The sequence below is a fragment of the Sulfuriferula nivalis genome, from assembly GCF_009937995.1.
GTDB lineage: Bacteria > Pseudomonadota > Gammaproteobacteria > Burkholderiales > Sulfuriferulaceae > Sulfuriferula > Sulfuriferula nivalis.
Window position 1 is genome coordinate 2,829,658 of sequence record NZ_AP021881.1, and the last position, 23,660, is coordinate 2,853,317.

Annotated in this window: 17 protein-coding genes; 7 read left to right on the forward strand and 10 right to left on the reverse strand. The window is 47.9% G+C overall.

The window, feature by feature from the left end; genetic code table 11:
- Window positions 1–140 precede the first annotated feature (140 nt).
- The gene (locus SFSGTM_RS13900) at window positions 141–602 is read left to right on the forward strand and encodes a hypothetical protein (RefSeq protein ID WP_162085684.1); all 462 of its coding nucleotides are present in this window, start codon (window positions 141–143) and stop codon (window positions 600–602) included.
- 78 nt (window positions 603–680) lie between these two features.
- Here SFSGTM_RS13900 and rlmF read toward each other — a convergent pair whose 3' ends face one another.
- Together rlmF and SFSGTM_RS13910 are read right to left on the reverse strand one after the other, a co-directional pair.
- Window positions 681–1,667, reverse strand: coding sequence for a 23S rRNA (adenine(1618)-N(6))-methyltransferase RlmF (gene rlmF, locus SFSGTM_RS13905; protein WP_162085685.1), 987 nt, complete (start codon window positions 1,665–1,667; stop codon window positions 681–683).
- Window positions 1,668–1,705: 38 nt separating this feature from the next.
- A complete protein-coding gene (locus SFSGTM_RS13910; protein WP_162085686.1) occupies window positions 1,706–4,363 on the reverse strand; it encodes a bifunctional diguanylate cyclase/phosphodiesterase in 2,658 nt (885 codons plus the stop codon).
- A gap of 286 nt (window positions 4,364–4,649) precedes the next feature.
- Between SFSGTM_RS13910 and SFSGTM_RS13915 the strand changes: the two genes are divergently transcribed.
- From SFSGTM_RS13915 to SFSGTM_RS13940, 6 genes are all read left to right on the forward strand, one after another.
- Window positions 4,650–5,369, forward strand: a complete 720-nt coding sequence (locus SFSGTM_RS13915) for a response regulator (protein WP_162085687.1) — start codon at window positions 4,650–4,652, stop codon at window positions 5,367–5,369.
- On the forward strand, window positions 5,366–6,667 hold the full coding sequence (locus SFSGTM_RS13920; RefSeq protein ID WP_232525985.1) for an ATP-binding protein: 1,302 nt from the start codon (window positions 5,366–5,368) through the stop codon (window positions 6,665–6,667). The genes SFSGTM_RS13915 and SFSGTM_RS13920 overlap by 4 nt, the downstream gene beginning before the upstream one ends.
- A gap of 102 nt (window positions 6,668–6,769) precedes the next feature.
- The gene (locus SFSGTM_RS13925) at window positions 6,770–7,447 is read left to right on the forward strand and encodes a TerC family protein (protein ID WP_162085688.1); all 678 of its coding nucleotides are present in this window, start codon (window positions 6,770–6,772) and stop codon (window positions 7,445–7,447) included.
- Window positions 7,448–7,534: 87 nt separating this feature from the next.
- Window positions 7,535–8,425: a glycine--tRNA ligase subunit alpha gene (glyQ, locus tag SFSGTM_RS13930; RefSeq protein WP_162085689.1), complete on the forward strand. Its 891-nt coding sequence runs from the start codon at window positions 7,535–7,537 to the stop codon at window positions 8,423–8,425.
- Window positions 8,422–10,485: a glycine--tRNA ligase subunit beta gene (gene glyS, locus SFSGTM_RS13935; RefSeq protein ID WP_162085690.1), complete on the forward strand. Its 2,064-nt coding sequence runs from the start codon at window positions 8,422–8,424 to the stop codon at window positions 10,483–10,485. The genes glyQ and glyS overlap by 4 nt, the downstream gene beginning before the upstream one ends.
- A 61-nt stretch (window positions 10,486–10,546) precedes the next feature.
- Entirely contained in the window at window positions 10,547–11,077 is a 531-nt protein-coding gene (locus SFSGTM_RS13940; protein WP_162085691.1) for a hypothetical protein, read from the forward strand.
- Window positions 11,078–11,365: 288 nt separating this feature from the next.
- Here the strand turns inward: SFSGTM_RS13940 and SFSGTM_RS13945 are convergent, their stop codons facing one another.
- The 8 genes from SFSGTM_RS13945 to SFSGTM_RS13980 all read right to left on the reverse strand — a co-directional run bounded on the left by SFSGTM_RS13945 (window position 11,366) and on the right by SFSGTM_RS13980 (window position 23,636).
- Window positions 11,366–12,127, reverse strand: coding sequence for a hypothetical protein (locus SFSGTM_RS13945; RefSeq protein ID WP_162085692.1), 762 nt, complete (start codon window positions 12,125–12,127; stop codon window positions 11,366–11,368).
- A 146-nt stretch (window positions 12,128–12,273) separates the two neighbouring features.
- The gene (locus tag SFSGTM_RS13950; RefSeq protein ID WP_162085693.1) at window positions 12,274–15,546 is read right to left on the reverse strand and encodes a UvrD-helicase domain-containing protein; all 3,273 of its coding nucleotides are present in this window, start codon (window positions 15,544–15,546) and stop codon (window positions 12,274–12,276) included.
- Window positions 15,536–17,842, reverse strand: a complete 2,307-nt coding sequence (locus SFSGTM_RS13955; RefSeq protein ID WP_162085694.1) for a tetratricopeptide repeat protein — start codon at window positions 17,840–17,842, stop codon at window positions 15,536–15,538. Before SFSGTM_RS13955 ends, SFSGTM_RS13950 begins: the two co-directional genes overlap by 11 nt.
- Before the next feature lie 22 nt (window positions 17,843–17,864).
- Window positions 17,865–18,338, reverse strand: coding sequence for a YbjN domain-containing protein (locus SFSGTM_RS13960; protein WP_162085695.1), 474 nt, complete (start codon window positions 18,336–18,338; stop codon window positions 17,865–17,867).
- Window positions 18,335–19,117, reverse strand: a complete 783-nt coding sequence (rsmA, locus tag SFSGTM_RS13965) for a 16S rRNA (adenine(1518)-N(6)/adenine(1519)-N(6))-dimethyltransferase RsmA (protein WP_162085696.1) — start codon at window positions 19,115–19,117, stop codon at window positions 18,335–18,337. Before rsmA ends, SFSGTM_RS13960 begins: the two co-directional genes overlap by 4 nt.
- Window positions 19,110–20,087, reverse strand: a complete 978-nt coding sequence (pdxA, locus tag SFSGTM_RS13970) for a 4-hydroxythreonine-4-phosphate dehydrogenase PdxA (RefSeq protein WP_162085697.1) — start codon at window positions 20,085–20,087, stop codon at window positions 19,110–19,112. The genes rsmA and pdxA overlap by 8 nt, the downstream gene beginning before the upstream one ends.
- The gene (locus tag SFSGTM_RS13975; RefSeq protein ID WP_162085698.1) at window positions 20,084–21,427 is read right to left on the reverse strand and encodes a peptidylprolyl isomerase; all 1,344 of its coding nucleotides are present in this window, start codon (window positions 21,425–21,427) and stop codon (window positions 20,084–20,086) included. Before SFSGTM_RS13975 ends, pdxA begins: the two co-directional genes overlap by 4 nt.
- Complete coding sequence (locus SFSGTM_RS13980) at window positions 21,414–23,636, reverse strand: LPS-assembly protein LptD (RefSeq protein WP_162085699.1); 2,223 nt, start codon at window positions 23,634–23,636, stop codon at window positions 21,414–21,416. Before SFSGTM_RS13980 ends, SFSGTM_RS13975 begins: the two co-directional genes overlap by 14 nt.
- Window positions 23,637–23,660: the final 24 nt, after the last annotated feature.

The following is a 23,660-nucleotide window of genomic DNA, read 5'->3' on the forward strand; positions in this document are numbered from 1 at the left end:
GATGGTTCGGGAATATTTCTCCGCGATAGCGGCTTCGTTCAACCCTGCATTCGAGCAGGACTCACCAAAAACGGGCGAACCCCTCAATTTTACGTTGAGAGGCTCTACATTACGTTGGACCGAATAAAAAAGGGCTATAAATGAAGTTTCTTGTTTCAGCGTTACTATTGCTTGTAATTATTCTAGGCTGGTTCTTGAACGTTGAGATAACTTCAAACCGAGAACAGCGAGATCAGATTCAAAAGATAACTGCAAGTCGAGCCGAAAAATCTAAGCGAGATGCCTTTGAGTTGCAAGCGAAGTGCGCTCAGCAAGCGACAAAAACTTTTCGGGAATTAGGATATAACCCGTCGTCCGATCAACTTCAAAATCACTACAACCAAAAGCTCAATCGGTGTTTTATGGCAGTTAGCACACAGTTTGGTAGTTTTAAGTATTTGTTTGATGCGTATGAAGAAAGGGAGTACGCAGAATTCAATCGGGTCTTTATCAAAGGTGGAAATCCTATAATTGTATGCAGCTTGATGCCACTGGGCGCAGAACTAAAATCGTGCAATTCAGATAGAGAGTACTCAGCGTTTATCGAGCAATATCTCAATTAGATGTTGTTATTCGGATAAACGGTACGGGCACCAGTGTCAGGCCTTACATTTCACATTGCGCCCACGCGCCACCCTGTATTATTTACCCGTCCACCGCAGCTTACGCCATGCCGCTTGCTGGACTGGGTTCAAAAAAGTCCAGGCGACTAGTCGGCTTTGTTTTTGTCCCTGATGCATGTTGATGGTTTTGTGTGTTTGCACATTCACCTGTTTCAACGCCGTGTAAATGCTGGGTAGAGTGGCGGATTTTGATACCAGGGTGGTGAACCAGTAGCAGCGTGTGGGTATTTGTGCGCTCTCGGCGATCATACGCTGGATAAAGCCTTGCTCGCCGCCTGCGCACCATAGTTCGGCATCCTTGCCGCCAAAGTTGAGGGCAGGCTCGTTTTGCTTATTCGACTTACCCAGATTCTGCCATTTGCGCTGCGAACCAGCGCGAGCCTCGGTCGGGGAAGCGTGGAATGGCGGGTTGCACATCGTCAAATCGAACCACTCATCATCGCCAATAATACCCGTAAAAATCGCACTGGCATCTGACTGTAAGCGTAACTGTATATGTTGTGCATGTGCTGAATTTGCCAGCAAAATCGCCTCGGCATTTGCCAATGAATCCGCATTGATATCACTCGCAACGAAATCCCAGCCGTATTCACTGTGACCGATAAGCGGATAAATACAGTTGGCTCCTGTACCTATATCGAGCACCTGCGCGGTTTTGGGGATTACCCCGAGATTACTGGCAGCAAGCAAATCGGCCAGGTTGTGTACATAATCCGCCCGCCCTGGGATGGGTGGGCATAGATTGTGTTGCGGGATGTTCCAGTCCTTGATGCCATAACTATCATGCAACAATGCACGATTCAACGCTTTAACCGCAGCAGAGTCCGCAAAATCGATGCTGAGATCGCCATGCGCATTCACATGAACGAAATCAGCCAAAATTGCATCAGCCAGCAACAGCCGCTCAAAGTCATAACGACCCTGATGACGATTGCGCGGGTGGAAGCTGGTCAGCGGTGGTTGAGACGGCTCCAATACCACTAATTTCTTGGGTTTAATTCGCATTTATATTGTCAGTCTGTGTATGCCACGGCGCAAGGCAATCAGGATAATTGTTTTAGCCACTTAACAAAATCGTCAGAGCTTAGTGCTCTGGAGAAATAATAGCCTTGTATGAAATCTACACCCATCTCTTGCAATCGTTCAAGTTGATATTGGGATTCCACGCCTTCGGCTATGGTGCACAATCCCAATATTTGCGCAATCGCGATAATGGAATTCACCATGGCATCGTCAACATGATTATTGCCGAGTCGATCAACAAAAGATTTATCAATTTTGAGGATCGCAACAGGGGCATGACTCAGCAATGAAAGTGAAGAATAGCCAGTACCAAAATCATCAAGCGAAAAATGTATGCCTTGATCATGTAGCTTCTGAATATTGATTGCAGCATCCGATGTGGATTCAATCAGCAGCCGCTCGGTAATTTCCAGTTCCAGACGATCAGCTGCCAGACCCGATTCATGCAGTATCTGCGCCACCATTTCTGGGAAAGCCGCATCTTCAAACTGACGAGCCGATACGTTAACCGCTATTTTCAGCACCTGCCCAGTTTCTTGTTCCCAACGACAAAGCTCACTACAGGCCTGACGCAATATCCATATACCTATGGGAATGATCAATCCGGTTTCTTCTGCAATGGGAATAATAATATCAGGTGAAATGTTGCCCAAAACAGGATGCGTCCAACGCAACAATGCTTCGGCAGAAACTGTAACTTTATTACCAGCCCCTAATATAGGCTGAAACACCAATCTTAATTCGTTATTACTTAAAGCATGGCGCAAAGCATTTTCTATCTCAAGACGCTCGCGCATGCGCTCGCCTAGTAACTGGTTAAACACACGAACGGTGTTCCTTCCCGCTTCCTTGGCGTTATACATCGCGGCATCTGCGCTTGCCATCAAAACGGTTGTGGTCTCGCCATCCCGAGGGAAAAGAGCTATCCCAATACTGGTTGTCACTGTAATTGAGCGTCCATTTAACTCGATCGGCTGACGAAACGCATCGAGAAGCTTCGCTGCAAACTGTTCAGCATCAGCTTGAGTTACAATCTCCGACAATATAATGGCAAACTCATCCCCACCAAGCCGGGCAACGGTATCGCTGGTATGCACCACCTGCAGGAAACGCTCCGCTGCACGCCCCAACAATTCATCGCCAACCAGATGCCCAAGCGTATCATTAATCCGTTTAAATTGATCAAGATCAATAAATAGCAGTGCCAATGGACGCTGACTGCGTTTCGCAGTCTCAATAGCTTGAGCAAGTCGATCAAAAAATAAAAAACGATTTGGTAACTTAGTTTCAGCATCATGTTGAGCCTGCCAAATCAGACGTTCCTCAAACTCCTTACGCTCAGTCACATCACGTGCTATCGTCAGGATTGCACGATTGCCACCATAACTTACCAAAACACTGACCGCTTCGACATTGACCTCACTCCCTGTGCTGGTCAAAAACCGCAAAGCAGCTGGCTCAATCGCCCGCCCTTCAAGCATGGCTCCTATCCTGCTCAGAGCCAATGGCCGATCAGCTGGTACGATTATTTCAGTGACTGCCAGCCCAACCAACTCTTCAGGTTGCTTTGCTTGCAACAATTCAGTAGTTGCAAAATTAGCAAAAACAATGCTGCCATCCCAGTGCAGGAAGACTGCTATCGGCGCATGATCGACCAACGATTTGTAAAGCTCTTCACTTTGTTTGATAGCATCAGACTGCAATGCGGAAATGCGCAATTGCCGGTAAAGTAATTGTGCCAATCCCAGCGCAAACATAATGGCAACTGCTGCCATCAGTGCTATTACCCATGTATCAGCATGCCATTTTGCAAGCAATTGACGCTCATCCAACGAAACGACTACAACCAGCGAATATTTGGGAATGCTGTAATAACTCAATAACCGTGGCACACCATCGATGGCACTAACAGTGCGATATATACCTTGCTTGCTCAACGGCAAATGCTCATGAAAAAGTTCAATATGCGAATAATCCTTGCTCAAAGCCCCTTCCACGAATGGATAGCGGGCAAGCAAACGACCATCCTGACGAAACAGCGCAGCTGCACCATGCGTGAACGGCATCACGGACTGATAGTAACTGAGCAGTTGTTCCATATTAATGCCCGCATACAACATCCCACGAAAATTTCCTGCCCGATCTTCCATGCGCAATGTCATGGGAATTACCCACTGCTTGCTCCGCCGTCCCAGTATCGCGGTTTCTACCAGAAGTTTATCGGGATGTATGTTTTCCTGCTGATGATGAAAATAATCGCGGTCACTATAATTAACCACATCTCGATCTACCTGTAACGATGTAGCCAACACGTCCCCGTTTTTATTCAGCACATTGAATGATGTGAATCCACGCACCTGGGAAACAACTTTTTGCAAGGTTTGATCTGCCACAACCTTATCTTTTGGGCTCTGCAAATCCAATTGGGAAATGTCACTGCGTAAATCACGTAACACCAAATCAAAATTAGATAAGGTTCGTTCCGTATACTCTGCCATCGCCACATTCAGCAGTATCAGCGACTTTTGTGACTCATCGTACAGAGTTTCATGCCGATGCCATATTTGATAAGCTGCGAATGAGATTATCATCAAAACAAACAAGGAAGACGCGCCAAACAACCAAAGCGCCAGCTTGCGTTGGTTTAAATTTAGTTCCTCACTTGAGGTATAACCCATGGACATCCCCTATCAACCTGGCTTCAACGATTCCACGCACGAAAAAACATACAAAACAAGGAAAGCAAGCTTACCACTCCTTAATAGAAATTGTATGGTTACCAACGCTACAACTATAGCTCAGAAAAACAAAAGCAAAGGGGTCAATTCTAACATTACTGCATTGATTGGCTTTACGCATTCACTTAGGTATGTACGCTGTATGCTATCATTAGCCCATGCTTGCGCTGTTTAGCGCACTTTATGCAGGTATATTTTATGCATTTTTATGTGCGGGGATTAAGTAATGGATGAAACGTTACAAGCACACTTACTCGTCGTTGATGACGACGATGGTTTGCGAAATTTGCTTGAGCAATATCTGACGGGGAATGGCTTTACAGTCAGCCTTGCGGCAAGCGGCAGCGAGATGGATGAAATCCTGACGCATGCACAGCCGGATTTGGTGATACTGGATTTGATGATGCCGGGCGAAGATGGTTTGTCTATCGCGCGACGTTTGCGGGCCAGCACTACGTTGCCCGTAATCATGTTGTCGGCGCGCGGAGAGGATATTGACCGCATAGTGGGTCTGGAAGTGGGAGCAGATGATTATCTTGCCAAACCCTTTAATCCACGCGAATTGTTAGCACGCATCCGTGCGGTATTACGCCGCAAGCAAACGCCCGCTGCTGAAGCCGCAACCGAAAACGAATCCACCAGTTTTGCCGATTTTGTACTGGATTTATCTGCACAACGTTTAACCAGAGCAGGGGTAGAAGTCAGTTTAACCACAGCGGAATTTGCGATTTTGCAGATATTTACCAGCCACCCAAATCGCGTGTTATCACGTGACCAGCTGATGGATATGCTCAAAGGTTACGATAGAGATCCATTTGATCGCAGCATAGACGTGCGGGTCACTCGTTTACGACGCAAAATCGAGGACAATCCGACTGAGCCTGTGTACATTCGCACTATCTGGGGGCAGGGTTATTTATTTTCGCCCAAAGGCGCGACTAAGTGAGATTGCGGCAATTATGGCCAGACAGCTTATTTGGTCGTACTGCGCTGACCCTGGGGTTAGCGTTTATTGTATTTCAGAGCCTCGCAATCGCGCTGGTTTCGTTCACTATACTCACTCCTCTGGCGCAACGCTCCGCTGATGACTTGGCTGCTCTCATAGTGCTTTCGGCACAAACCTGGGTCGAATTACCGCCAGAAACACGCCCAGCATTTGAGCAGGAACTGCGCCTGCACCATAATTTACGACTCAGCAAAGTCGATGACATCATCGACACACCTGCCAACCGCTTTCTCAACAGCCGCAATATTGAAGCCGCGTTATCACAACGCACCAGACAAAACATCATATTAGAAAGCGGCGATGCCGATTGGGTATGGGCTGATATGCGCATGGGGGGGCATTTTATCCGCGTTGGTTTCGAGAAAACCCGATATAACGTTCGCGCCCCGCTGGCGGCAGTCGGACTAGTAAGTTTAGGCGCATTATTGATCTGGATTACAGCGCTCATCGTCGTCCGCCGTATCACCCATACACTGGCACAGCTCAGTGCAGCCGCTGCCCAGGTAGGACAAGGGAAAATGCCCCAGCCTTTGCCTGAGCATGGCGCACGTGAATTGGTCACATTGGCGCAAGCGTTTAATCAAATGGCAAATGAGGTACAGGAATTATTAGCCAATCGTACAACCTTGCTGGCGGGTATTTCCCACGATTTGCGCACACCAATTGCCCGCATGCGTCTGGCGGTGGCGATGCTGCCAGAAGTAACCGATCCCAAACTGATAGAACAGATAGAGCGTGATTTAGTACAGATGAATCAGCTGATTGCTGATTTCCTCGACATGGCGCGTGGCTTAAATAGCGAAGCTCATCATTCATGTGATGTGGTAAGCATATTGCAGTCTCTGGTTGATGATGCCAAACGTGGTGGCGGCAATGTCAGCTTAAACGCACCTGCCGTATGCGAAGCGATTATTGCGCCGCATGCATTACAGCGCATTGTGACTAACCTGATACAAAACGCAGTCCGCTATGGCCAGCCTCACCCAGTTGAGGTCAGATGTGCGCCATCCGCATCCGGCATAGAAATACAGGTGCTGGATCAGGGACCCGGTATTCCTGAAGACCAACTGGAACTGGTATTCCGCCCGTTTTTCCGTCTGGAAAGTTCACGCAATATTGCAACCGGCGGCAGCGGTCTGGGCTTGGCAATTGCGCGTCAATTAGCGCAGGCACATGGCTGGCAACTAAATCTGGCTGCTCGCGAAGGCGGTGGATTAGTAGCGACATTGCGCATTTGAGCACAAACTCACTTTGCGTTTATAATGTTGAATTATTTGCCTTTTTAATGATAATGGATTTTTATGTTTGAACAAGTGATGCAATATTTAGGGTATGTAGACATGTCTGATTTACCGACAATAATCTCGGTAATTATCCTGTCGTCGCTACTCTCACTTGACAACAGCCTCGTCGTCGCAGCCATCGCTGACAAACTGCCACGACATCAGGAACAAAAAGCCGTAGTTTTCGGTTTAAGCGCAGGTATCCTGTTTCGACTGATGGCGCTCTTCATCGTCGGTTTTATTGTGAAATATCCCATTATCAAAATTATCGGCGGACTTTACTTACTCTACCTGGCCTATCAACACTTTGCTGTAGAAGGTGAAGAAGAAACCCACCATGCACGCGAAGCACTAGGCGCTGCAATTGTAGCCATCACCATGGCGGATATCGCGTTTAGTGTCGACAACATCGTCGCCACCGTCGCCATGTCACCAAAACTAATGGTCGTACTCATAGGTACAGTAGTGGGTGGTATCGCAATGATCTTCACTACCAAACTGATTTTAAAATTGCTCAAACGCTACCATTTGCTGGAAGCTTGTGCTTACGCGATTGTTGCGTTTGTGGGTGCAGTTATCCTGGTGGAAGAAGCGCCCACTTATTTCGGTTTGGGATTCCAGATTCACATCCCGGATATGCTCAAATTTGCCGTCGTCATTGGTGCTGCTGTGGGTACAGTGGCTTATGAAGAGTTACAACACCGCAAAATTCACAACACCAGACATAAAAAATAAACCATCAGCCACCTTGCGCCGTGATGAACCCACACGGCAAGGCGTTCCGCTGGTAAAATCATGCTTTTACCGTTTTAAGCGTGCATCATGCTGACTTTTCAAGAAATTATATTAACGCTGCAGCAATACTGGGCAAAACAGGGTTGTGTGTTGTTACAACCTTACGACATGGAAATGGGCGCTGGCACATTCCACACTGCGACTTTTTTACGCGCACTGGGCCCTGAGCCTTGGCAAGCTGCATTTGTACAACCGTCGCGCCGCCCTAAGGATGGGCGCTATGGCGAAAACCCGAATCGCTTGCAACACTATTATCAATTTCAAGTCGTACTCAAACCTAGCCCGCCTAATATTCAGGAACTCTATCTGAACAGTCTGCGTGCCTTGGGTGTGGATACCAATGTGCATGACATCCGTTTTGTTGAAGATGACTGGGAGTCACCAACGTTGGGCGCGTGGGGACTTGGCTGGGAGGTCTGGCTTAACGGCATGGAAGTCACCCAATTCACTTATTTCCAGGAAGTTGGTGGCCTGAAATGCAAGCCGGTGCTGGGTGAAATCACTTATGGACTGGAACGTCTGGCAATGTATCTGCAAGGTGTAGAAAACGTTTACGACCTGGTATGGACTAAGGGTGTGAGCTATGGTGATGTTTATCACCAGAACGAAGTCGAGCAATCCAAATACAATTTCGAACATTCCAACACGCAGTGGCTGTTCCAGCAATTCAACGATTTTGAACGGGAAGCCGCGCGCCTGATGGATCTGGGTTTGCCGTTACCTGGATTCGAAATGGTCATGAAGTGCTCGCACACATTTAATTTACTGGATGCACGCGGTGCGATTTCCGTCACTGAACGCGCAGCCTATATCGGCCGTGTGCGCACCTTGTCACGCAAAGTAGCACAAGCTTATTATGATTCACGCGAAGAATTGGGCTTCCCCATGCTTAGTCAATCGGGAGGAGAAGCAGCATGAGCGCGACCTTATTAATCGAATTACGTACTGAAGAATTACCACCGAAATCGCTGTCCAAGCTTTCTGCTGTCTTTACCAGCGGTATCGCCAACGCGTTGCAAGCACAAGGCTACGTAACCGACCTCAGTGGCATGGTGTCATTTGCAACACCACGCCGTCTGGCGGTGAGCATACCCAATATAGTCGCTATTCAGCCACCACGCCAAATCGAACGTAAAGGCCCTGCCGTTGCTACTGCGATGAAAGATGGCGTGCCAACTCCTGCACTTACAGGCTTTGCTCGTTCATGTGGCGTTGCGGTTGAAGAATTAACAACCATGCATGATGGCAAGCAAGAATGCTATGTCTATCGCAGCACACAAGCTGGTGAACCTCTCTCGCAACATCTATCCAACATCGTTGCCGATGCATTGAAAAAGCTGCCCGTGGCAAAATTAATGCGCTGGGGCGATAGCGATATAGAATTTGTACGCCCCGTACATGGATTGATCATGTTGCATGGCGATGAAGTCGTCACGGGCGAAGTGCTGGGATTAACCAGCGACCGCATTACCTTGGGTCATCGTTTCCTGTCCAAAGGCGACATCAATCTCAAACATGCCGATTCATATGCACAACGTTTACTGGATGATGGTTACGTCATGGCAGATTTCGACATGCGCCGTGCCGACATTCGCCAGCAGCTCACAGGTGTTGCAGGTGATGCGCATGTATTGTGGGATGATGCACTGCTCGATGAAGTGACGGGTCTGGTTGAATTCCCCGTCGTTTACACAGGCACATTCAGTGCCGATTTCCTCACAGTGCCACAGGCGTGCTTGATACTGTCAATGAAACAGCATCAAAAGTATTTCCCGCTGGCGGATGCAACGGGTAAATTATTGCCACGTTTCCTCGTCGTTTCCAATTTACAGACGGCAGATGCAACGCATATTATCCAGGGTAATGAACGTGTATTACGTGCACGCTTGTCCGATGCCAAGTTCTTCTTCGATCAGGATCGCAAAACCCGCCTGGACAGCCGAGTAGAAAAACTTGCCCAAGTGGTTTATCACAACAAGCTCGGCAGCCAGCTACAGCGTGTGCAGCGTTTACAACGCACTGCCGCCAGCATTGCTCAACTACTGGGTGCAGATGCTAACGCAGCCAGTCGCGCAGCTTACTTGGCAAAGGCTGACTTAATCACCGATATGGTTGGCGAATTCCCCGAGCTACAAGGCATGATGGGTACGCATTATGCGCTTCACGATGGCGAAACCGAAGAAGTTGCAGCCGCTATCAGCGCGCATTACCAGCCCCGTTTTGCCGGTGACGCCATACCGCAAGGCGCAATTGCTGCCAGCGTCGCATTAGCCGATAAACTCGATACGCTGGTCGGTATTTTTGGTATAGGTTTAATTCCGACTGGTGACAAAGACCCGTTCGGCCTGCGCCGCGCGGCACTGGGCGTGTTACGCATACTCATAGAAACACCTTTGTCGCTGTCATTACCAGATTTATTGACACATGCGCAGACAGCCTTCCCGGCTGGCGTAGTAAGCGACAGTGTCAATGTTGACGTATACAACTTCATGCTAGACCGCATGCGCCACTACCTGAAAGAGCAAGGCTTTGACGCCAGTGCAATCGAAGCGGTATTGGCCAACCAACCTGCACGCATGGATTTAATCATAGCTCGGATACAAGCTGTACGTGAATTCCAGCAACTGCCAGAAGCAGCCGCATTAGCAGCCGCCAACAAACGCGTGCGTAACATCCTCAAAAAAGTAACCGAAGCAATCGGCACAGTTCAACCCAGCCTGTTGCAAAGCGAGGAAGAAAAACAACTCTACACTCGCGTTATCGAACTGACACCCGTCGTTCAAGAGCATGTTGCGCAAGGCAATTACACAGCCGCCCTGACCGCGCTCGCAGCCCTGCGCGCACCCGTCGACCAGTTCTTCGACGCAGTCATGGTTATGGCAGATGACCTGGCAGTTCGCCAAAATCGACTGGCACTGTTACATGCGCTGGGTGAAATGATGAATCAGGTAGCAGATATATCGTTGTTGTCGGTGTAAAAAATGGTGGTGCTGAATTTTTAGCACCACACAACTGTCCACGTATATTGGGGGTTAAACCATGGGTACTGCAGTTTTCGCTATCATTGCCCTACTTTTACCTATTCTTATTCCTGTGAGCATTGCAGTGCTCGTAGTCAAAATGACAGGAAATGAAGCCACATCCAAGCCAGTAAGCAAAAGGGGAAGTTCATCAACGATTATGTTGTTCATCGGGGGTGCACTTCTTGGTTTCTTTATAATTGCTTTTAACCCCAGCACTGAATTTTCTCCGTTGCCGGCCTTATTATTATGTAGTCCCGCAATTGTTATTGTATCTATACTGGCAGCAATTGCGCATCGTCATATTGTTCGTAATAATTATTTCTTTGCCATGCTGATTGGGAGTGCAATCGCACTCCTTACTACGGTCATCTATGCCACGCTAATACTCATTATCGCCCCCTCCATGCTGACAACAGGAATGTTTTTAGTGGGTTATTTTTCTGCAATCATTAGCATAGCTGTTTTACCATTCTCTGCTGTTGGCGCATTAGCTGGTTTTTTGTCTAAATATGCCGCTCGTAGTAATAACAAATACCATGCTGATTAACTCGCAATTCACAATTCCGGAAATTACACATCATTAACTCTAATATATGACAATCCCCTTCTGCGCCACCTCGTAGTGGGGTGCCATTCTCTTTAGTTACTTTCTTTGGGCAAGCACAAGAGAAAGTGACTTACCGTCGGGCAACCTCGACTTACCCGAGCATAAAATTTATTCGAATATTAGAACAGACCCTGCCATTCTAAATTTCACTATGTGTATAACATACTAAAACCCAGACCTACTCCCTAAGCCTCCTAATACATTTTCGAGATCGTTAATGTAATTCTGTCAGCCAGCTTGTTTTTCTGCTGCCGCAATCAGTGGAGCATCTAAATTGCGCACGGTCGCATATATAAAACTATTGTGATTATTTTTAAAGAAGGGAATCACCTGCTTCAGATAGTCAGCACCTTCTTCATGACCTACAGCACAAAGCGCATAACCCGTCACCAACAACTGATATGATTCTGAAAAAGGAATTTTATCCGATGGCGATTCAAAATGGCTCATGGATAAGTTGAACTTATTGCCATGCAATATGCTAAATAACTGTGACTCTCGTAGAGAAACGGAGTTTTCTTCGTCATCATATGCATATTTCTCCAAGGACGTGACCTTCTCAACGATGTCACTTCCATCTAAGCTTCGCCCCCAGTTTTCAGCAAGCACACTCATTCGGTTAAAAAACAGCAATCGTTCTAAAGCAAGTTCAAACTCTGCTGTCTTATTAGGTAACTGGCCTCTGATCAATGCTGCATTCAAAAGAGAATACCCTGTAGCCAAGTCTTTAGCTAAATCAGCGGATGTCTTTTTCCCATATTGTGAAAGTGCCACTAGATGTGCGAGTGTAATTGTTCGAGCCACGCACTTTTCCCCACAATCCCCAGGCAACATCATGTAGGCATCCGCAACTAATCGCAGTGAATTTCTTGCATCGCTTACCACAATAATTTTTTGCTGATCAATCCAATGCAATATAAAAAACTGGGCAATACCTACCAATACGACTAAAAATCCCACGGATATAATTAATCGGTTGAAAAACCTCATGAGAAAGCGCTCCATTTCGAATTATTTGTCAGTTACAACTCATTTTTGATATCAAAGATCGTGCTTCCCAAAAACAGATAAAATCCGCCAAAATTCCGCAAGATTAAAGCGTCTTTCCATCTGGAAACCCCGCTCCACAAATTACGCTAACTCCCATCACTTACTACCACCAACTCCCCCGCACTCGTAATCAACCCACAACACACCTTATGCGCCGGATAACAACATTGCATGGCGCTACGATATTCAGCCAGCTGCTCGCGGTGGCGAGAAATGAGCTCATCAGCGGATATTTGCTGATCGGTTTTATAATCCAGCACCCACACTTCATCCTCAAACACAACTAAACGGTCTATGCGGTACGTGCTGCCATCTTCACGCAGATAGGCATATTCGTTATGGGCAGAATGATATTGCTGTGGGTCAAAAAATCGTTGTAACTGTGGCTGTTGCACAATTTGGCGTACACATTGCATGGCTCGTTCAAATTCATGTTGTGCACCAAAACTGGCATGCAAGCTGTCATCCGAGCAAGTTTCAGGCGGGAGCATTGCAGCCAGCAGTGCGTGCACTAGCTTGCCATATTGCGTCGCCAATGTGTCATCATTCACTTTGCGCTGACCCATGGGATAGGCTTGCTCGATATCTGCAGGCAGTGTGATGCTGACTTGCGTGGATATGTTGACAGGTGCAGTCACAAGGCGCTGCGTTAATACATCACCGTGAATAATAGGCGCGCCCTCTGCATCTCCAGCCAAACCCGCACTGATAAGCTGATGCCAGCCTCCACTACGTCGGCTGGTAACCCCAGACACCATCAAGACTTGTCGCGCACGTGTCATGGCGACATAAAGCAAGTTGTAATCCTCACGCTGATGATGCTGTGCATCATGCGCCAGATAGGGCTGCTGATATTCAGCTATAGCACTCTGCGTAGTGATGAATGAAAAATGACGAGGGCGTGCAGCACCCAATGGCCAATCTAGTAACACGCGATAAGTGTCTGCTGGCGCCTGTCGCGCACCCGCGTCCAGCAGCCAGACTATCGGTGCTTCCAGCCCTTTTGCCCCGTGTATGGTATGAATACTGACGGTATTGCCGACATCGGCCATCCCTTCTTCCGGCGCACTTTCACTATCGCCACTCAGCTCTTGGATATCATGTAAGAATCTGGCCAGACTTGGGTAACGTCCACCCGATACGCTCAAAGCCAAAGCCAGTAGCTCAGTCAGATTACTGGTAACTTGCTTCGCCATCGCAGCAGGCACTACAGCCTGATAGCGCGCAATGAGATTGGATTCAAAATAAATACGGTCGAGCACGTCATGTACTGGCAGCACATTGGCATACTCCAACCATTTTGCTAACAGACTGGCTGCTCGCGCTAATGTGGCGGTATCGGCGTGCTGCTGCAGCGTTTCCCACCAGGTCGCAGTGGGCAGTTTGGCCAAACGCAGTTGTATTAGTTCTTCATCACTGCAGGCAAATATAGGTGAACGCAACACCTGCGCTAGCGGCAAATCCAGATATGGCGTAGACAGCCATTGCAGCAAGTTCAGAATATCTTGCGCCTCCATACTTTCCAGCAAGCCTGTGCGGCTCGCGCTGGTATGTGGGATACAAGCTGCATTAAGCGCACGCTCATAATGATGCAGTTGAGTTCGGCTGCGAACCAATATCATGATGTCGGCAAACTGTACCGTGCGCGTTATATTGCCATCATCTATAACCCAATTGCCTTCGATATCCAAAATACGAGCAGACAATTGCTCCGCTTCCAGCTCACGGGCGTGCACTTCATTTTCTTCAAGCCGCGCTTGCATTAACGGATTTCGAACAAGCGACTCGTTACCGCCATCCGCTTCTGGCGTACTGACCAGCGGCAACACTTCTATACGTCCGGGTCGTACTGTTTCATATACGCCGTGGGGATGAAACAATGGGTAATCTGTTATGGGTGCAAATGTCGCATTGAGCCCAGTGATGATGGCGTGACTGCTGCGCCGTGTGTTATTTTGTTGCAGATAATGCGCATCACCATACGTTTGCAGATATTCACGTGCCAGATCAAACAGACCCGCCTCGGCACCACGGAATCGATAGATAGATTGCTTGGGATCCCCAACCAAAAAAACCTTGGGCATGACGTGAGAGGTACGTGCAGAATCAAACCATGCCTGCAGGATCTGCCATTGTATGGGATTGGTGTCCTGAAATTCATCAAGCAGGATTTGCTGGTAGCGCGCATCCAGCTTCATTTGTGTGTATTCGGCATCATCCGAATTCAATAACAGCTGCGCAACTTGCCACTCCACATCGGCAAAATCCAACACCCGAGCTTCGAGTTTTACTGTTTGATACTGCGCCAACAATGCTGTGCCGACACGCAATACATGTGTGTTGAAGTGGTAACTGGCTTGCGCCAAACGCTGCTGGTGCGTATCTATTAAGCGCGTACCTATGACAACATGCAGACTAATCATACTGTCCTGTGCTGTCGCTCCCATACGCTTTTCTTGTGCTGCGCTGGCATTGAGGCTATATAACTCACCCTTTGCCGATAACACTGTACTGTGCAATTGCTGATATAGCTGATCTGCCGTCAACGTCGCCGCCAGAATATTGACAATCGCATTTGCCCGTTTTTGTGTAGTAGCGGTATTTAAACCTAGCAGACGCGCATATTCTTGCAAATCGACAATAAATTTGGTGTCGGCCAATAATTCAGCCGCTACATCAACATCTATGTCTACGCCGATTTCGGTTTGCAGATTCTCCAGCGAGTAATTCAGCGGCTCAGCCTCACCTGCTGTATAAGCCCACCACTCGCTGCGTCTATGGATAAAATTATTAAGTAATTTTCGGGTGTTGAATAAACCCAATTGCGCGATAAGCGCTTGCATGGCGACTGCCGTTGCCTCATCAGGATCGCGCATCCAGCGCTGACCTAGCTGCCCCCACGCCTGATTCAGATAAGGTCGAGTCTGCTCAGCCAGCTCCAGACCCATCAAACCAGACGATAACGGTGCACGCTGGATTACATCCAAAAACCAGGCATGGAAGGTACTGATAGTGACACTGGGTTGCGCCGTCAATACAGCCTCAAACAAACCCCGCGCCTGTACCAATTTGCCTTCGAGCTGGGATTCATCTACTGCGCGTTCGCGCAAAAACTGGCGGACATCATCATCTTCCGCAGTTGCACATAATCGCAACCAGTCATCCAGTCGCGCCTGCATTTCCCGCGCAGCTTTACGGGTAAAGGTAATTGCCAGTATTTCACTGGGTGCAACGCCATCTAGTAACAAGCGCACAATACGCGATACCAGCAACCAGGTTTTACCACTACCTGCACACGCCTCTACGACGACCGAGTGCTGGGGTTCAAGTGCGATATGATTAAACTCTTTAACGTCCATTCGCCATCAGTTGCTTGGCCTTAGCACAAGCGGCGGCTTGATCTAATTGACAAACGGCTTGCAGCGCAGGCATGGCTTCAGCCCGACGATTCAGACCAACTAACAGCATACCTTTGCTCAACTGTGCTTTGACATTGTTAGGCGCCAGTTGCACTGCATGCTGATAGTCCGCTAATGCCGCATCGTTGTGCGTCAATGCAGATTGCACTGCGCCGCGCACTATATACAGTGGTGCGGCATTGGGTTGCAGGCTGACTGCATGATTTAGCAAGTCCAAAGCTTGTTCATAATGCGTAGCATATATTTCCAAAGTGGCCAGTTGTGTCAGCGCTTCTGGATAATTTGGATTCAGCTGCACCGCTATTTGCAGATCGCGTGCAGCACTATCACGATCACCTTGTATCAGCGCTAAATGACCCCGGTTGTAATAGGCCTCAGCAGATTTTGGAGCGAGCTGCACTGCATAATTCATGTCAGCCAATGCCGGTATAAACTGCTGCTGCTGTGCATAGATCGCACCTCGATTGATATACGCTTGCATATTGCTGGGCGCGAGCTTGATTGCCATATTGCTGTCAGCCAAGGCATTATCAAATTGCCCCAGCGCAGCATAACTCAAACTGCGATTCAGATAACCATCGGCAGAATTTGGCAGCAATGCGATAGCACGATCATAATCAACCAGACTATCAGCTGCACGCCCAAGCTGAAATTTCAAATACCCGCGATTAAGAATAGGTGCGCGATAATCATCTTTTTCTGCAATCGCCTGATCATAATAATTGAATGCCTCATCGCTATGCCCTTGCAGCATGCGGATAACGCCCATGTTGAAGTTCACATCCTCGGCTTTGGGGTTGATATGCAGCGCTTGCATCAGATTGTTTTCAGCATCAGTCATCTGGTGCGCCTGCATGTAGGCATAACCCAGATTATTGTAGGGACGTTCCGCTCCTATACGGCTGGTATCCGCATCCTTGGCAACGGCATCAGTCCACAACTTGATCGCACTTTCAAACGTGTTTATCCGTCCCCACGCAAGGCTGGCAAATACCGCGCACAATATCACTATGCTAAGTTGTTTAACGCGTGTATCCAGCACACCCATCAGCCCAACGATCAACAAAGGTAAAGGGCTGAACCATAAATAGCTGCGATAAAGCACAAATGGCTCTTGCAGACGTACGGTAGCTAACTCGGTAAAAAACAACAACCAGGGCGCCAGTAACGCAAAACCTATCAGTCCGCGTTGTCCGCCTTTACGCAACCAGTTAAACGCAACGACAGGATAAATCAGGAAAGCAACAAAACCTGCAATTTCAGGGAAACTCATTATTTTCGCAGGAAAATGCTGACGCAAATCTATCGCCAGCCAGTTCGGCGCAGGTATCAGCCACACCAGCAAATATTTGAAATAAAGATAAGCCTGTGAAATCACACTGAGGGCATAAACATGCTCAGGCATGACACCGCCACGACTTTCCGACATTTGCGCCAGCATGGCTTGCGCGTTAATCTCGTAAGGCGCACCCAGCACCCCTTTGCTACGCAAGATAATAAATGCACCTACCAACGCAAAACCAACGTACACCACCCAATAACGTCGCACGATGTCGCGGATGGATGCGCCCTGCCAGATAGACAACAACACCGCAACTGCAGGCAACATGACGCTATGCTCTTTAGAGAATACAGCTAGGAAATAACACACAACAGCAGCAACTAACCAGCCTTTACCCTGCTCGCGACTAATACCTTCGAGATAGCACCACAACACAGCCACGCTGAACAAGGTTGCCATGATAATGCTGCGTTCAACCAGATACGCCACACCATAGACAGCAACGGGATGGATGGCAAAAATCAGCGCCAGCAGAAAAGCGCTAAAACTCGCTGCTTGCGTACCAATTTTAGCCAGACTAATCATGCGCTGGAAAAACACGAACAACAGACTGGCTGTAATGCCATGTAACAAGATATTGCCCCAGCGTAACGCGGCAATATCCATACCGAATAATTCGTAAGTCCAGCCTAAGCTGGCATACGACAACCAACGCAAATCAAAATGGAATATCGAGGTGCCATACTGATGCAAATTGGCTTCAGTGAAAAATGGCACATCATCAAACACGAATGGATAATCAATACCGTGCCCATACAACACACTTACCGCAACAAACAACAACGCTATAAATACTATTCCCGCCCATATTCCCGGACGTGCTAACCATGCAGTTAGCGCTTCGACAGGCGTAAATTTCTGATAATTAGCTAGCGGGTCATATTGATTTTGCATGGCATTAATCTTTATTCAGTCTTTATTTAATGACCACTTTGGTGGGACCATCGATATCTTCTATTGCAAACTTAGGCTCTGTACCTTCAATAACTGCACGGATGCCAGGCAAGTAGCGATTCAAACATTCCAGCGCAAATACCACCAGCGTTTGCACCATTTTAGTGGTGAGTTCGCCATCACTGATATCGATGCTGTTCTTGAAATTCATTTCACCGTCATTCATATCAATTTCAAAATTGCCGAGTGGCAAGCCATAGTTAGCGCGAGTTAAAAACTCAGCGAGCGCTGGAATACGGTCTATCGGCACCAGCATATCTTGCGGGCGTGCATAGACAAACACTCGACGACTTTCTTCATGACTATGTATAAATAAATTAAGCTTGCCGTTTTCTATATCTACCGGCAGGTTAATCACGGGCAGGTTAGGAACGCGCGTACTCGGCAATTCCATGGTATCCAGGCAGGCCTGGGCGATGTCGATAAGTAAAGTCATGATGATTCCTTGTTGGTTAAATAGTTAGCAATATGGACGAATTCTGCCACGCTCAGCGTTTCTGCGCGACGTTGCGAATCAAGTTCCAGTTTGGCAAAGTCTGTAGGGTTGAGTAAACCAGCCAACGTGTTGCGTATGGTCTTGCGACGTTGCGCAAACGCGCTGCTGACTACATGTGCGAAAGTGGTAATGTTATACGCACCCATTTCACTTGCTACACGTGGCAGCATGCGCACGATAGCAGAGTCCACCTTGGGCGGTGGATCAAACGCAGTAGGAGGCACATCAAATAATGATTCCATTTCAAAGCGATACTGCAGCATTACCGTTAACCGCCCGTAATCGTGCGTACTTGGCTGCGCGACCATGCGCTCAACGACTTCTTTTTGCAGCATGAAGTGCATATCCACAATTTGCGGCGCAAATTCAGCAAGGTGAAATAACAGCGGCGTAGAAATGTTATATGGCAAATTGCCAACAATACGCAAACGATCGCCCAGACTGGCAAAATCAAAATCCAAAGCATCGCCAGCATGTACCGTAAGTTTCTCTGCGCTGTGGGTACGGCGCAGACGCTCAATAATGTCGCGATCCAATTCGACCACATCCAGATGGGGAACATTCGCCATCAGCGGTACGGTCAATGCGCCCAAACCCGGCCCAATCTCTACTAGTTTATCCCCTGCTTGCGGGCGTATAGCGTGAATAATGCCATCGATAATATCGTTATCGCATAAAAAGTGTTGCCCGAAGCGTTTACGTGCAATATGTTTAGCCATTTTCCATTCCGCCCATGTGTGCCGCTAAAGTAATTGCCGCTGCAAGACTACCCGCATGTACTTTTCCCGTACCCGCCAAATCCAGCGCTGTACCGTGATCCACTGAAGTCCGCACGATAGGCAGCCCCAGCGTCACATTTACACCACCACCAAAACTGGCATATTTCAGCACTGGCAGGCCTTGATCGTGATACATCGCCAATACTGCATCAGCGCTTGCTAAACGAACTGGATTAAACAGGGTGTCGGCAGGCAATGGGCCAGTCAGATTCATGCCTTCAGCGCGAAGCTGGTTAAGCACAGGCGTAATTATGCGGATTTCTTCATCGCCTAAATGGCCATCTTCTCCCGCGTGCGGGTTGAGCCCTGCAACCAGAATATGGGGATTTGCAATATGAAAATGCTGCACCATATCGCGATGCAGTATCCGCAAAGTGGTAATAAGAGATTCAGCAGTAATGGCATCCGCCACCTGACGTAATGGCAAATGCGTAGTCGCCAGTGCGACGCGCATACCACCGCCGACCAGCATCATAACCACGCGCTCAGTTTGCGTCACATCAGCCAGAAATTCTGTATGTCCAGTAAAAGGGATACCCGCTGCGTTAATTACGGATTTTTGCACCGGCGCAGTCACCATACCGGCAAATTCACCTTTCATGCAACCTGTGGCCGCACGATCCAATATATCAAGCACATACTGGGCATTCGCGGGATTGAGCACACCTGCTTGCGCAGGGACAGTTAAGGGAATATGACATACGCTGATTTCGCCGGCTAATCGAGTAACCTCAGGTGTTGTCGCATAGTCAACTATGCGTAATGACAGCTTTAACTGAGCAGCACGCTCACGAATAAGCGATTGATCCGCGAGCACGACGATGGGGAATTCCCGTGCAGTTTGCGCCAGCATCACACATAAATCAGCACCAATGCCAGCAGGTTCGCCGGCAGTGAGACATAAGGTCATTGCGTGCCGTCGCGATATTCAACAAATGCGCTATCACGTAATTGACGTATCCAGTCTTCCTGCGCTTCATCAATTTTACGTTCACGCAGTGCCTGACGTGCCAGCATGCGTTGACGCTCTTTGGTCACATCTTCATCACGACGTTCTATCACCTGTATCAGGTGATAACCAAAAGGTGTCAATATCGGCTGACTGATTTCACCAGGCTTGAGCGCATTCATCGCCCGTTCAAATTCAGGGACTGTTTCACCTGGTGACAACCAACCCAAATCACCGCCTTTAGCTGCGCTACCATCATTGGAATATTGCCGCGCCATATCTTCAAATTTCACACTGCCGTTTTCCAGACGCTCACGGATTTGCAACAGGCGATTTTTAGCATCGCTTTCTGACACTACCTCATTCGTTTTAATCAGAATATGGCGTGCATGGGTTTGCGGAATAATAGTCGCAGCTGCTTGCCCGCGCTTATCGATCAGCTTGATCAAATGGAAACCATTGTTACTGCGCAAGATGTCACTGGTTTCACCAGGTTTCATATTAACCAGTACCTGACTAAATAAAGTAGGGATTTCTGACCCGTGCTTCCAGCCCATCGCACCACCTTCCAGTGCATTTGGTGAATCAGAATAACTCGCAGAAATCTGAGCGAAATCGCCGCCCGCGCGAATTTCCTTAAGTACTTTTTGCGCCTTGGCATAAGCCGCCTGTATTTGCTCGGTGGTCGCGTTTTCCGGGATACGGATTAAAATGTGTGCAGTATTGTATTCAATATCGGCACCTTGCTTGGCTTGGGCGTCTAAGTAAGCATCAACTTCAGATTCGGTGACATTGATTTTATTATCAACCTCACGTTCACGCAGGCGGTTGAGAATAATTTCTTTGCGAATATCCTCGCGGAAGCTGGCAAAATCCACGCCTTCTTTAGCCAAAGCATCACGGAATTGCTCTAGCGACATTTTATTTTGCGCTGCAATACGGTCGATGGCTTTATCCAGCATACTGGCATCAACCTTGATACCCGTCTGATCTGCCAATTGTAGCTGTATGCTGTCGTTAATCATCCGCTCCAACAACTGCTTCTGCAGCACATCACGCGGTGGCAGTGGTGTTTTGCGACTTTCCAGTTGCGTGACCGCACGCTGGTAGCGCGCGTCTAAATCATGCTGGGTAATGACTTCGTCATTCACTACGGCAACAATATGATCAAGTGGCTCAATCTTGGACGCAGAAGCACCTAGTTCAGATGACAATTGCAAAGGCGCATTACTTGCTGCAAACGCCATAACGGGTAAACAGGCCAGTAAAGCGAACAGGGTTTTAAATTTATTTGATTTCATTGGAGTTAGTATATCCAGGCACGCTAAGTTTAAGAGCATCAAGTGGGTTAGAACCTAATCGGCCTAATCCGTTCAATTCCAATTGTATGAAGAACGAAGTGCTGCTGACATTTGCAGCAGTCGCTATAGTCTGGAATACACCACGCGCTGCCCAGCAACCGCCGTTGTATTCCAAACCAGCTAAACCTTCTACTACACGCTTATCCATAAGCGAGTAATTGTAACGCATCATGCCATACCAGCGAGGTGCGATAGGCCATTGTGCAGACAAATCAATCTGGTTTATTTCGCCACTAATAGTGCGATAACTAAAATTCATCACCTTACCTGGCTCAGGACGGTAGCTGGCAGTAAAGCTATTGCGCACAGTCTCATTGAGCTGAGTATTGTATTGAATAGCCGCCTCTGCGCGCCAGGCCTGATTAATTTGCCCACCCAGGGAAGCCAGCAAATCGCTACTGGTATCATTACTGGCAACGCCATTCGGCAAGGTGACCTTTTGTGGGGTGAAATACAGACGCTGCCCCACAGCAAAACGTATCCGCTCTAATCCAGTTTCAGTATCCAGCAAACGCGAGGTCATTGCCAAAGTAAGCTGATTGGCATTGTTAATACGATCACTGCCAATAAACTGATTTTCCGTAAACAGCTGCGAATAATTCAGATCCATTACCGCACTATCAAAGTTAGGCAGCGCACTTTGATCTGTATAAGGAATATAAACGTAATAAGCGCGAGGCTCCAGACTTTGTTGATAATGCCCGCCAAACCAGTTCACATCACGATCAAAATAAACGCCACTATCCACACTCATGATAGGCAAAGTACGCGAGCTATTTTCAGCTGGGTTGGCTGGCGTAGAGTTAAGCACGTAATCCGTATAATGCACACCAACTTTGGGGGTAATGTAGCCAAACTGATTAATTAACGGCATCGCTACACTAGGATAAGCGACAAAGCGCGTACCCGTAATTAACGTAGGATGGTCAAATCGAGTGAGCTCAGTGTTGACATTAATATCCAGCCCATTATCCGTGCTTGTCATCGCCTGCCAAGTCAATTGTGGCAAACGTTTATATGGAGGGATGACAGGGGCGTTAGGATCTTGCAGAGTCTGATACTGCTGTACCCGCACAGCAGCACGCCACCAGTCAGCTTGATAACTGACTACAGCTTCCTGATTCAAGTTAGTCAGCGAGGTAGCACTGATCTGACTCGATAAATCACGGAAGTAGTCATTGTCTGAAACACGCTGATACACAAAATGACCTGTCACACCAGGTGCAAAAACTTGATCATGCGCACCAAAAAAACGCCAGCGGTTAGTTTGCGTCTGTGTATCAGCTAAAAAATCACCATCCAGAATACCTCGATAGGTGCTGGTTAAATAACGGAACTCGGTGCCTAGCTGTGTGCCGCGCTTAGTCATTAAACGTGGTGTAATCGTTGCATCATAATTGGGGGCAATATTCCAGTAGTAGGGAATACTGAATTCACTACCACTTTTACTAGTCGTACCGAATGTAGGCGCCAATAAACCTGAACGCCGGCTGCCATCCAAAGGAAAATCCATCCAGGGTGTATAAAGTATGGGTGTGCCCTTAAATTCAAGCACCGCACTATGCGCTGTTCCAACTTGACGGGTATTGTCTATATCCAGCTCTTTCACCCGCAAATACCAATCATCATTACCGACTGGACAAGTTGTATATGCTGCGTTTTTCAAGCGGTATTGATTTTCGCCTACGAAGTCTAAGATATCTGCGTTACCCCGCGGGGTGAGACTCATATTAGTAAACTTACTGGCCACTGCGGCGCTATCCAACTCAAATACTGGTTGAGTCATATTGCCGATTTGTTTACCCATTTGCAATTCTAGTGCCGGACCAGTAACCGTCAGACCCTGCTGCTTTAAATTGACATTGCCTGTTGCTTGCACGGTATCAGTATCGGCCTGGTAATGAACCTCATCGGCAGTCAGCACACCCTTATTACGACGCAATTCGACATTACCTCGGGCATTGACCTGCTGATTCTTGCTTTCGTCCATTTGGTCAGCATCGATAAAAACCGCACCCTCCTGATCAGTTTTAGACACAGGGATTAAATCGGTTGCAGTGTGCAACGATACGTTATCGTCGGCCACAGCAACACCGCTGAGCAATAACAGCGGAACGGCAAAATGGCGAGTGCGTCGGTAGTTAGACATTATGGTGTTAGAATATTGTGTACA

Coding starts and splice junctions, on each gene's coding strand:
- SFSGTM_RS13900 (WP_162085684.1), top strand. CDS start 141: ATGAAGTTTCTTGTTTCAGCGTTACTATTGCTTGTAATTATTCTAGGC.
- rlmF (WP_162085685.1), bottom strand. CDS start 1,667: ATGCGAATTAAACCCAAGAAATTAGTGGTATTGGAGCCGTCTCAACCA.
- SFSGTM_RS13910 (WP_162085686.1), bottom strand. CDS start 4,363: ATGGGTTATACCTCAAGTGAGGAACTAAATTTAAACCAACGCAAGCTG.
- SFSGTM_RS13915 (WP_162085687.1), top strand. CDS start 4,650: ATGGATGAAACGTTACAAGCACACTTACTCGTCGTTGATGACGACGAT.
- SFSGTM_RS13925 (WP_162085688.1), top strand. CDS start 6,770: ATGTCTGATTTACCGACAATAATCTCGGTAATTATCCTGTCGTCGCTA.
- glyQ (WP_162085689.1), top strand. CDS start 7,535: ATGCTGACTTTTCAAGAAATTATATTAACGCTGCAGCAATACTGGGCA.
- glyS (WP_162085690.1), top strand. CDS start 8,422: ATGAGCGCGACCTTATTAATCGAATTACGTACTGAAGAATTACCACCG.
- SFSGTM_RS13940 (WP_162085691.1), top strand. CDS start 10,547: ATGGGTACTGCAGTTTTCGCTATCATTGCCCTACTTTTACCTATTCTT.
- SFSGTM_RS13945 (WP_162085692.1), bottom strand. CDS start 12,127: ATGAGGTTTTTCAACCGATTAATTATATCCGTGGGATTTTTAGTCGTA.
- SFSGTM_RS13950 (WP_162085693.1), bottom strand. CDS start 15,546: ATGGACGTTAAAGAGTTTAATCATATCGCACTTGAACCCCAGCACTCG.
- SFSGTM_RS13955 (WP_162085694.1), bottom strand. CDS start 17,842: ATGCAAAATCAATATGACCCGCTAGCTAATTATCAGAAATTTACGCCT.
- SFSGTM_RS13960 (WP_162085695.1), bottom strand. CDS start 18,338: ATGACTTTACTTATCGACATCGCCCAGGCCTGCCTGGATACCATGGAA.
- rsmA (WP_162085696.1), bottom strand. CDS start 19,117: ATGGCTAAACATATTGCACGTAAACGCTTCGGGCAACACTTTTTATGC.
- pdxA (WP_162085697.1), bottom strand. CDS start 20,087: ATGACCTTATGTCTCACTGCCGGCGAACCTGCTGGCATTGGTGCTGAT.
- SFSGTM_RS13975 (WP_162085698.1), bottom strand. CDS start 21,427: ATGAAATCAAATAAATTTAAAACCCTGTTCGCTTTACTGGCCTGTTTA.
- SFSGTM_RS13980 (WP_162085699.1), bottom strand. CDS start 23,636: ATGTCTAACTACCGACGCACTCGCCATTTTGCCGTTCCGCTGTTATTG.